This window comes from Halanaerobium kushneri (assembly GCF_900156285.1).
Classification (GTDB): Bacteria; Bacillota; Halanaerobiia; order Halanaerobiales; family Halanaerobiaceae; genus Halanaerobium; species Halanaerobium kushneri.
Map to the genome: position 1 here is coordinate 116,972 of NZ_FTNC01000009.1, position 10,240 is coordinate 127,211.

Annotated in this window: 12 protein-coding genes; all 12 read left to right on the forward strand. The window is 33.6% G+C overall.

Annotated elements, in window-relative coordinates:
• Positions 1-176 precede the first annotated feature (176 nt).
• Positions 177-971, forward strand: a complete 795-nt coding sequence (locus tag BW929_RS07955) for an amino acid ABC transporter substrate-binding protein (protein WP_076544841.1) — start codon at positions 177-179, stop codon at positions 969-971.
• An 11-nt stretch (positions 972-982) separates the two neighbouring features.
• Entirely contained in the window at positions 983-1,627 is a 645-nt protein-coding gene (locus BW929_RS07960) for an amino acid ABC transporter permease (protein WP_076544842.1), read from the forward strand.
• A 9-nt stretch (positions 1,628-1,636) separates the two neighbouring features.
• Positions 1,637-2,377, forward strand: coding sequence for an amino acid ABC transporter ATP-binding protein (locus BW929_RS07965; RefSeq protein ID WP_076544843.1), 741 nt, complete (start codon positions 1,637-1,639; stop codon positions 2,375-2,377).
• Between the two features lie 135 nt (positions 2,378-2,512).
• Complete coding sequence (locus tag BW929_RS07970; RefSeq protein ID WP_076544844.1) at positions 2,513-3,265, forward strand: phosphatase; 753 nt, start codon at positions 2,513-2,515, stop codon at positions 3,263-3,265.
• 11 nt (positions 3,266-3,276) lie between these two features.
• Positions 3,277-4,230: a tRNA modification radical SAM protein MnmL/YtqA gene (locus BW929_RS07975; RefSeq protein ID WP_076544845.1), complete on the forward strand. Its 954-nt coding sequence runs from the start codon at positions 3,277-3,279 to the stop codon at positions 4,228-4,230.
• A 135-nt stretch (positions 4,231-4,365) separates the two neighbouring features.
• On the forward strand, positions 4,366-5,001 hold the full coding sequence (locus BW929_RS07980) for a metallophosphoesterase (protein WP_076544846.1): 636 nt from the start codon (positions 4,366-4,368) through the stop codon (positions 4,999-5,001).
• Between the two features lie 103 nt (positions 5,002-5,104).
• Positions 5,105-6,109, forward strand: coding sequence for a hypothetical protein (locus BW929_RS07985; RefSeq protein ID WP_076544847.1), 1,005 nt, complete (start codon positions 5,105-5,107; stop codon positions 6,107-6,109).
• 155 nt (positions 6,110-6,264) lie between these two features.
• A complete protein-coding gene (locus BW929_RS07990; protein WP_076544848.1) occupies positions 6,265-6,813 on the forward strand; it encodes a TIGR01440 family protein in 549 nt (182 codons plus the stop codon).
• Between the two features lie 16 nt (positions 6,814-6,829).
• Positions 6,830-7,330 (forward strand): hypothetical protein, encoded by a 501-nt coding sequence (locus BW929_RS07995; protein ID WP_076544849.1) that lies wholly within the window; start codon positions 6,830-6,832, stop codon positions 7,328-7,330.
• A complete protein-coding gene (locus BW929_RS08000; protein WP_076544850.1) occupies positions 7,331-8,521 on the forward strand; it encodes an iron-containing alcohol dehydrogenase in 1,191 nt (396 codons plus the stop codon).
• Between the two features lie 135 nt (positions 8,522-8,656).
• Complete coding sequence (locus BW929_RS08005) at positions 8,657-9,793, forward strand: AfsR/SARP family transcriptional regulator (protein ID WP_076544851.1); 1,137 nt, start codon at positions 8,657-8,659, stop codon at positions 9,791-9,793.
• Positions 9,794-10,043: 250 nt separating this feature from the next.
• Positions 10,044-10,240: transposase (locus tag BW929_RS08010; RefSeq protein WP_143414023.1), on the forward strand; the 197-nt coding region annotated here is incomplete at its 3' end.

The following is a 10,240-nucleotide window of genomic DNA, read 5'->3' on the forward strand; positions in this document are numbered from 1 at the left end:
TAATTGGAGGGCGGATATTCATTTTCGTCCTCTTATTATTGTTTTGAAATTTTTTAGCTCAGATTTTATGTTTAAAGAAAGTAAATTTAATTAATTTAGTATTTTTTTACCTCAGCACTTTACAACAATAAAGTAATAAAGTATAATAGAGTAAAATAAGTCGAGGGGGAAAAAAATTGAAAAAGAATTTATTTAATATTTTGGTGGTTGTTGTTCTGGCATTACTTCTAGTTGGTGGCAATGTTATGGCTGAGGACTCCTTAGCTGAGATTAAAGAAAAAGGTAAAATGGTAGTTGGACTTGATGACAGTTTTCCACCTATGGGTTTTAGAGATGAGAGTGGAGAAATTGTTGGTTTTGATATAGATCTGGCTAAAGAAGCAGCAAAAAGAATAGGGGTAGATGTTGAATTTAAAGCGGTAGATTGGGATGGCGTCATTCTTAGTCTTAAAAATGGAATGATTGATGTAATCTGGAATGGTTTAACAATTACTCCTGAACGGGAAGAAAGTATTGATTTTTCTCAGCCTTATTTAGAAAACTCTCAGAGTATTGTTGTTCAGGCTGATAGTGAAATTGAAACCAAATCTGATTTAGAAGATAAAATTGTTGGTGTTCAGCTTGGAAGTAGTGCGGTGAGTGCTGTAGAATCTGAGCCAGAAGTACTGGATACTTTTCAGGAACTGCGCAAATTTTCCAATAATACAGAAGCTTTAATGGATCTTCAGACTGGCAGAATTCAGGCCGTTGTTTTAGATGTAATTGTTGGCCGCTATTATATTAGTCAGCGCCCGGGTCAATTTAAAGTTTTAAAAGATGATTTCGGGGGAGAAAAATATGGAGTTGGTGTTAGAGACGGAGCTGATTCTTTTAGAAAAGCTCTTAATAATGCTCTTGATGAAATGATTGCAGATGGAACAGCAGCTGAGATTTCAGAAAAATGGTTTGGCGAGGACATTGTTCTTAAGTAGGAGGCATTTATGTGTTTGATTATATAATTAACGTATCAGGATATATACTGGAAGGTAGTATAGTTACCTTCCAGCTCTATTTTGTAACAGCAATATTTTCTGTGATAGTTGGGATTGCAGGTGCTTTGGGAAAAATCTCTAAAATTCCGCTGTTGGAATCGATTTTATCACTTTATACCTGGGTTTTTAGAGGAACACCTCTATTATTACAGCTCTTTTTTGCCTATTATGGTCTGCCGGTTCTGGGAATAACTTTACAGCCATTTCCGGCTGCTGCATTAACCTTTATTATTAATTATGGAGCTTATTTTACTGAAATATTTAGAGGTGGCATAGAATCGATTGATGAGGGACAGTATGAGGCAGCAAAAGTTCTCGGGATGAATTATAGACAGACGATGAGTAGAATTATTATTCCCCAGACAGTAAAGCGAGTACTGCCCGCAACCAGTAATGAAGCAATTAATCTAGTTAAAGATAGTGCATTAGTAGCTGTAATTGGTCTTGGTGATTTACTCAGGGCTGCAAAAGTTGCAGTAACAAGAGATTTTTCTATAATTCCCTTTATAATTGCTGCGGTTTTTTATTTGGTAATCAGTTCAGTTATTGTAACAGCGTTCCGCAAATTAGAGGAAAAATATTCTGTTTACGAATAGGTGATAAATTTGGAAATGATTAAAGCAAAAAATATTTACAAAAGTTTTGGTGAACTAGAAGTGCTTTCCGGTGTATCTTTTAATGTTAATCAGGGAGAGGCTATTTCGATTATTGGTCCCTCAGGTTCAGGAAAGAGCACTCTTTTGCGCTCACTGATTGGTCTGGAAGAGATAAATTCTGGTGAATTATATATTGAAGGAATTTCGATTAAAGAGTCTGGCAAAAAAGCTTACGAGAAAATGGGGATGGTCTTTCAGGGATTTAATCTTTTTCCTCATAAAACAGTACTCGAAAATTTAATTGAAGCTCCAGTAGTGGTAAAAGGAGAAAAAAAGGCTGAGGCTCAAGCTAAGGCGGAGGAATTATTAAAAAAAGTTGGCCTTTCTGATAAAGTAGACAGTTACCCGGCTCAGCTTTCGGGAGGACAAAAACAGAGAGTGGCAATTGCAAGAGCTCTTGCTATGGAGCCAGATATTATGCTTTTTGATGAGCCAACTTCTTCTCTTGATCCTGAATTGGTGGGAGAGGTTCTGACAGTTATTAGAGATTTAGCTGAAGAAAATATTACAATGTTAATTGTAACTCACGAGATGGGTTTTGCACGCGATGTTTCAGACCGAGTGTTTTTTATGGATCACGGCAAAATTATCAGTGATACTGTTCCAGAAAAAATATTTGTTAATCCTGAATCAGAAAGAATTAAGAGTTTTTTAACTAAAATATTGAGTCAAACTAACAGCTCCCATTAGGGAGCTTTTTTCAATTGATATTTGCTTTTAGGCGGAAGGCCTGTTAAAATGTTTACAGATAATTAATAGTTAAGTAATGTATTATTAAGCTGACTTTTATAAGTTAATAAGCAAATAAGGAAGGGAAGTGTTAAGATGTTAAAAATTAATACAGATATGCATACTCATACAGTAGCAAGTGGCCATGCTTACTCTACAGTTGACGAGATGGCAAAAGGCGCTTTTACAAAGGGAATAAAGCTGATTGCAATTACTGATCATGGGCCTCAACTGCCCGGTGGTCCGCATATTTATCATTTTGGTAATATATCTGTTGTACCAGACAAATTATATGGAGTTAGAATAATTAAAGGGGTGGAAGCTAATATTTTAGATAGGGGTAGACTTGATTTAGAAGCTGAAGATCTGGCCCGACTGGATTTTGTTTCTGCAGGTCTGCATCGTCTAACTGGTCACAAGCTTAAAAATAAAAAAGATTATACAGAAGCCACAATTAAGGCAATGGAAAATCCCTATCTGGATATGATTACTCATCCAGTTCAGAAAGAATATCCACTTGATTTAGAAAAGGTAGCCAGAGCAGCTGCCGAGAATAATGTGATTTTAGAGCTAAATGCAAGTTCTTACAGCCCGAAAAAGGATCATACACGTGGAATAAAAAGTGAATCACTTAAATTAGTTAAACTGGCTCAAAAATATGGATTTAAACTGGCTGTAAACAGTGATGCTCACTTTCATGATGAAATTGGTGAATACTCAAGTTTGAATTTTATCTTTGAAAGTGATATTTTTGATGAAAAGTTAATTATAAATCGCAGTCCTAAAAATATAATAAATTATTTAAAAAATAGAGAAAAACGGCTTGCAAAATTGAAGAAAACAGTTTGAGGAGTGTAGAAATGGAAGAACCTTATTATAAGTATTCGCAGTTTTTGAAAGATAAATATGGGGAAAAAACATATAAATTACCTGTTAATTTGCCTACAACCTGTCCTAATCGCGATGGCAGTTTTGCCAGAGAAGGCTGCTATTTCTGTGGGGAAGAAGGGGCAGACTTTGAAATGCTTCCTGAAGATATGTCAGTCCGAAACCAACTACTGGAAAACAGAGAATATATTGGAGAACGATATGGTGTTGATCAATTTATTGCTTATTTTCAAAATTATACAAATACCTATCTCCCTTTAGATCGTTTAAAAGAATATACAAAGGAAGCTGCAGAGATCGAAGGAGTAGTAGCAGTTTATTTTTCAACCAGACCTGATGCTATTAATGAAAGATATATTTCTGCTTTAAAAAATTCTCTGTTGGAGGTTTCTTCGGAAATAGAACTGGCATTTGAATTTGGACTGCAGACTGTGAATTATAAAACCTTAAGAAAAGTTAACAGACAGCATGGTCTGGCAGAATTTATAGATGCAGTCTTAACTGCCAAGCGTTTTAAAGTTGAAGTTGGGGCCCATATGATTTTGAATCTTCCTGGTGATGATCGAGAAGATATTGTCGAAGGTGCCAGGATTTTATCTGCTCTGGAGGTTAATCATGTTAAATTACACGCATTATTTATTAGAGAAAATTCTGTTTTTGCCACTCAGTATAAAAAAGGAGAACTTGAAATTTGTTCAATGGATGAATATATTGATCGAGTAATTTTATTCTTAGAGAATCTGGCTCCAGATATTGCAGTTCAGCGTTTAATTGGCAGGGCTCCTGGAGAAGAATCAATTTTCGAAAATTGGGATACTCCCTGGTGGGAAATCCACGATTTGATTATAAAAAGAATGAATGAGCGTAATACCTATCAGGGTAGATCATATAATTATTTAAAAGGGAAGGCACTGGCCAAATTTTAGATCTGATTTAGATAAAAATTAATCTAAAAGACTGAAATTGGTTCTTGATTTATAAAAGAAAAAGTATTATAATTAAAGATAATCATAATAATACAGTTACGAAGTCAACATTTAGAGTATCAGAGGAGTGATTAGATGACTTCAGTAATCAGAAAAGTATTCAATAATTTCAGCAGCGGTATTTCTGATTTTAAAAATCGTTATAAATTACCGGAAGAGTTTCATAGTTCTCAAGAATTGAAAATAATGCATATCAGTGATACTCCGGAATCCATTTATTCTCATATTTATAAAATGTTAAACTACAGTAAACCGGATATTATTATTCACACTGGTGATCTGGTTGATAATCTAAAATTGGAAGATTCCGGGAAAGATTTGTATCCTCTTTATCAGAAAAAATCTGCTGAGTTTATCAGTAATTTAGAGAAGCTTACAGCAGCCAGGATTATTTATGTACCCGGCAATCATGATGATATCAATATTATAGAAGATAATAAAAACAGAAGTGAGATTATGGCGGAAGGAACAATAATTGAGTTAGATGGAGTTAAGATTGGACTGGCTCATTATCCTGATAACCTGCCCGAAGGTGCAGATATCAACCTGTTTGGCCATAATAAGCAAAAACAATTTGCCGGTGAAAATAAATATCTTAACGGAATATTAAATATTAATTATCTGCTTTTGCCTTCAAAAACAGATTATAAGGTAAATTACCCCTGGATAGTTGATCAGGGAAGGCAGTATAAACACTTTAATATGATTTAAATATGTAATTAATCTTAGTCAGATTTGCAAGGATCTGGCTAATTTCTTTTTAACTTAAGTTTTTAGAAAGTTTAAATAATTTTTAGACAGCAGGAGTGATTTTATGAATTTTGTCCGCAGTGGACCCCGCTACTTATTTTTAAAAGTTGAATCACCAGAATTATTTTCAGATACTCTTTCACAAAAAACCGAGGTCAGAAAACTTGACTTTCAGACTGCTATTGAGCTGGCAGCTGAAGAATCTGTAATACTTTTTTTGAGTGATTATCAAAATAAAAGTTTTAGGGTGGGAGATTCTGATTTAATTTTATATGTGACTCTGAATTCTACAGCTCTGCTGACAATGATTTTGAATGAAGAAAAACTGGCTCAGTTAGTAAAAAAAGTTACTGCTGGACCTGGGCAGCTTGTAATGAGGATTCCCGAGTCGGGGGAAGAGGTAATCAAAGAGATCATTGCTAATTATCAGGCTGAAGAAATTTCAATTTTAGCTGGAATTGACAGAGGAAATGCAGACAGTACGATTATTTCCTTTACAGAACAGCCAATAAAGTCAAGATTGAAATCTCTAAATAAAGTTAGAGATAATATTTTAATTAATAAAGAAGCTACTCTTGTTTTTGAAGAGCTGCGGCGGGATGCAGTAAGATATATTACTCGGGGGCTGGCTGATCATCAGTGGTCAGAACTTAAAATAAACATCTATGATTCTGATGAGTTATATGAGCTTGAATACAGGCGTTTAATGACCATTTTATCTGATCTTGAGGCAGGAATAATTCTGGGTGAATCCTGGACTAAAGATCATGCTTTTGCTCTTTTTTCAATTACTGCTTATCAGATAAGGCTTTTTACTTTTTTATCTCCAATTGAAATAAAAAAAATATTATTCGCTTTTGAGTATAGTAGTCAGGGTGAAAGATTGGTTGATTATGATCTTTTTAACAAAAGTACAAAAATAAACTGGTCAGAGATACTTAATGATGGTCAGCGCCATGATCGCAAAGAACTTGCTTTTAAATTTAGAGAAGAAATTATGCAGGAACTTTCAGAGGAAGCAAAACAAGAATATCTGGAGATAGAAGCTGAAATATTAAAGAAATCTTAAAAGTTATCTGTAAATAGCTTGAGTTGAGACTTATTTATGTCTTTTTATGTAAGTTTAATAACTGCATTAAGACTTTGTATAAATTATCACATATTTGCGATATATAGTTTTTTGAGTTAAAATATAACTATGATAAGTTTAGAAAGGAGATTTTAATGCAGACAGACAAAATACTGGCTGATGTAGAAACAGCCATTAGAGAATTAATAGATATTACTGAGCCGGAGGCAGGCTCGATTTTTATTCTTGGAGGTAGTACCAGTGAGATTCAGGGTAAGGAAATTGGTTCAGCGACAGATTTAGATTTGGGTGACAAAATTATAAAAAAAATTATTTCCATTTTGGAAGAGTTTGACCTTTTCCTTGCAGTCCAGGGTTGTGAACATATCAATAGATCTCTGGTTATTGAAAAAGAGGCACAAAAACAATATTTATTTAATGAAGTAAATGTAATACCACATAGACAGGCCGGTGGCGCTTTTGCAGCAGCAGCATTTAAAGAATTTTCTCAACCGGTAACAGTAGAAAATATGGAAGCAGATCTGGGAATAGACATTGGAGATGCTTTAATTGGGATGCATCTTAAAAATATTGCAGTACCGGTTAGATTATCAATAAAAGAAATTGGAGAGGCTCATTTGACTGCAGCAAGGACAAGATTAAAACTTGTTGGTGGAGTAAGAGCTAGATATAGAGACTTGTAATTGAGGGGGCTTTAATGTGAAATATCTGCATCATTTGATTGATAAGTTTATACTCTCACTTATAGGTCGCTCTTTGATAATTTTAACTGATAAGGATAATAGAATTAAAAAAGAATTGTCATATCTACCTGAAAATTTTAATACAGCCATAGCAGTTGAGAAAAACGGTCCTTTTATTGTCTTAAAAAAAGAAAAAACTAAGTTAAAATATTATGGCTATCGTTATTCACCTAAAAATATAAATTTAAAACTTTATTTTAAAGATCAAGAATTTGCCTATCAGGTTCTATCTGCCAGAGAAAGCATTCGTCAGGCTTTTTCCGAACATAAACTAATAGTTGAAGGAGATCTGGAATATGCAGTTTCATTAATTTATATTTTAGAATTAGTTGAGGCTTATATTTTGTCAGATCAACTGGCTGAACAGGTTCTTGCTTTTGATTTTAAGAGAAAAATATCAAGGCTGCAGTTAATATTTAAAGCTTTATTTTTATTCAGGGAAAAGGGTGAAATATAAATGAAAACTCCCAATTATTTTGAATTTTTTAGTCCTGTAAAGATTAATTCAGGAGAACAGGCATTATCAACTTTAAATTATGAGCTGGAGCAGCTTCATGTCAGCAATCCTTTGATTTTAACCAACCAAACCTTAGATGAACTCAAAATTTTAGATATTTTACTCTCCTACATGACTAAGATAGATATCAATCCGCGCCAGATTATAAAAACTGTTCCCAATCAGGCAACATTAGAAACCGTACAAAAGGCTTCTCATCGCTATCGAGAATTAAGCTGTGATGGAATAATTGCTCTTGGAGGAGAAGCAATTATTGATACTGCTAAAGGAGTTAATTTAACTATCTCAGAAAATGTTGATGATTTAACAAAACTAACTGGTATCGAAACAGCACATGGTGATATGCAGCCCTTTATTGTCATTCCCACCACCAGTGGAACCGGTTCTGAGGCTGCTCTCAGTGCTGTAATAAGTGATAGTAAAGGTGAGAATAGTCTGGAGTTTATGTCCAGTAAATTAATGCCAGATCTGGCAGTCATTGATCCCCGAATGACTTTTGTCCTGCCGCCTAGATTGACCGCTTCTACAGGTGTAGATGCTCTGGTTCATGCTGTGGAAGCTTATACCGGTCTGCAGACCAATCCTTTAAGTGATGCTTATTCATTTGCAGCTTTAAAATTAATTGGTCAAAATCTTGAGCAGCTGGTCAGTGATGTAAATAATAAAAAACTTCGGCTTGCTATGAATAATGCAGCTTTAATGGCAGGGATAGCTTTTTCTAATTCTCATGCCGGTGTCATTCATGCAATTGGAGACGCCTGCGAAAAAATTTCAGAAGTTTCTCACGGTGATGCGCTGGCAGTTCTTTTACCACACGGTATGTTTTATAATCTCAAATTTGAATACTGTCGAAATTCTTATCAAGATATCTTACTTGCTCTAGCAGGAAGTGAAAAATTTGTAAACACTGCAGCTGAAGATAGAGCTTTAATGGCTGTCGATGCGGTAGTTGGTATTTTAAGTGAACTGAGATTTTTAACTGGGATTCCAGTTAGATTAGAAGAAATAGGAGTAAAAAGATCAGAGTTTAATTTAATAGTTGATAAGGCAATGCACAACAGTGCGCTTTTAAATTCTGCCGGTAACGTAAAGAGAAGTGATATAGTGACAATTTTAGAGGCAGCTTTTTAAAAAAAGGACATTTATACTCCTTGATATAAGTAAATTCTTATATAAATTAATCCATAAATATAAAAGATTATTTTATGGAGATAAATGCCCCAACTATAGATGTTAGTTAGTGGAAAATTTTATCTGGGGGTGTTTATGGTGGGAGAGCCAGATTTTAAATTTTATGGACTGGGTTCTTTTTATTGTGAATATAAAGATAGAAAGATTGATGGTACTGACTGGGTTTCAAAGAGAGCTCTTTATATTTTAATGTATCTCCTTCAGGAAAGACAGCGGCGGGTGAGTGTGGAAGAACTGGTAGATATTTTCTGGCCTGAATCAGAACTTGAAGATGGGAAAAACAAACTATATAATACAATTTATCTGCTTAGAACCTCTTTGAAAAAGGGAGGAGTCCCGAAAGATATTGTAGAGTCTTTAAACGGAGCCTATAATATCAATAACAAATATGAGATATGGACTGACTGGGATTTTTTTGAACAAAACATAAACAAATTATTACTGGGGCAGGATTATTCAATCAAAGAATTACAATCGATTTTTGAAATGTATAAGGGTGATTATTTTAGTTCTTTAAGATATGAGGCCTGGACTGAATTAAACAGAGAAAAACTCAGGGAATATTTTTTAATACTGATTGAAAAATTAACTGAAAAACTTTATAATAATGAAAACTACCGGGATACAGTTAATTATCTTCATAAAGGAATAGAACATGACCCTTATCGTGAAAATTTTTATCTTCTTTATATCAAGGCACTGGTAAAATTGGGGAGAATTGCTGAAGCAATTAACAGTTATAAAAAATGTGAAAGAATATTAAAAGAAGAATTAAATGTTCCTCCAGGACAGGAATTAAAAAGCGAATATCAGAGAATTAAAATGAGTCGGGAAATTAGCGAAAAAATTTATCAAAATTTTAATACTAAACCAGTAATTGAAAGAGGAGCTATGTTCTGTGATCTGGAAGTATTTCAGAATATTTATGAGCTTGAACTTCGACATGTTAAACGCTTAAATAAAGAGTTTGTGTTACTCACTCTTGATTTTTCAGAAATGGAATCTGATATTAATTTTGAAGAATTGATCCATAAAATTGCCCAGACATTGAGGACAGAAGATGTTATCTGCTATTTCAGTCAAAAAGTGTATATTATTTTAAAAGAAATGGATCTTGTAAATAGTGGTCTGGTTATGCATAGATTCAATAAATTATACAAAGAATTAAACTTAGCCAAAAAACCTACTTTAGATATTAAAGAAATAAATTAAATTAATTATTTATTTTAAAAACCATCCTTCGGGGTGGTTTTTTTCTTTTTTAGAGATTTTTTCGATATTTTTTCCATATTTTTATTAAATAACACTGTTATTATAAAAGTAGAGGAGTGGAGGTGGTTATAATGTTTCTAAGCCCGTCAAAGAGATTTCCAAAAGTTTTTTGTAGTAATTTGAATTATGCTCATTAATTTGACACAGTCGTTTTCTTCCTTCAAAATAATAACTGGAAAGGGAGATAATTATGAGTAAAAATACTAAACGTTCACCTGAAGAAAAGATGGAAATTGTTCTTGAAGGTCTTCAAAATGATAATATATCTGAGACCTGCCGCAAACATGGAATTTATGAAAGTCAATTTTATCAGTGGAAAAAACGTCTTATTGGATCTGCCAGTAAAGTCTTCAGAAACAAAAAGAAAAAAGATCCTGAAAAAGAGAA

Excerpts from the sequence above, each read along its gene's own strand:
- BW929_RS07970 (WP_076544844.1), top strand. The coding sequence starts at position 2,513 with ATGTTAAAAATTAATACAGATATGCATACTCATACAGTAGCAAGTGGC.
- BW929_RS07975 (WP_076544845.1), top strand. The coding sequence starts at position 3,277 with ATGGAAGAACCTTATTATAAGTATTCGCAGTTTTTGAAAGATAAATAT.
- BW929_RS07980 (WP_076544846.1), top strand. The coding sequence starts at position 4,366 with ATGACTTCAGTAATCAGAAAAGTATTCAATAATTTCAGCAGCGGTATT.
- BW929_RS07985 (WP_076544847.1), top strand. The coding sequence starts at position 5,105 with ATGAATTTTGTCCGCAGTGGACCCCGCTACTTATTTTTAAAAGTTGAA.
- BW929_RS07990 (WP_076544848.1), top strand. The coding sequence starts at position 6,265 with ATGCAGACAGACAAAATACTGGCTGATGTAGAAACAGCCATTAGAGAA.
- BW929_RS08000 (WP_076544850.1), top strand. The coding sequence starts at position 7,331 with ATGAAAACTCCCAATTATTTTGAATTTTTTAGTCCTGTAAAGATTAAT.
- BW929_RS08005 (WP_076544851.1), top strand. The coding sequence starts at position 8,657 with ATGGTGGGAGAGCCAGATTTTAAATTTTATGGACTGGGTTCTTTTTAT.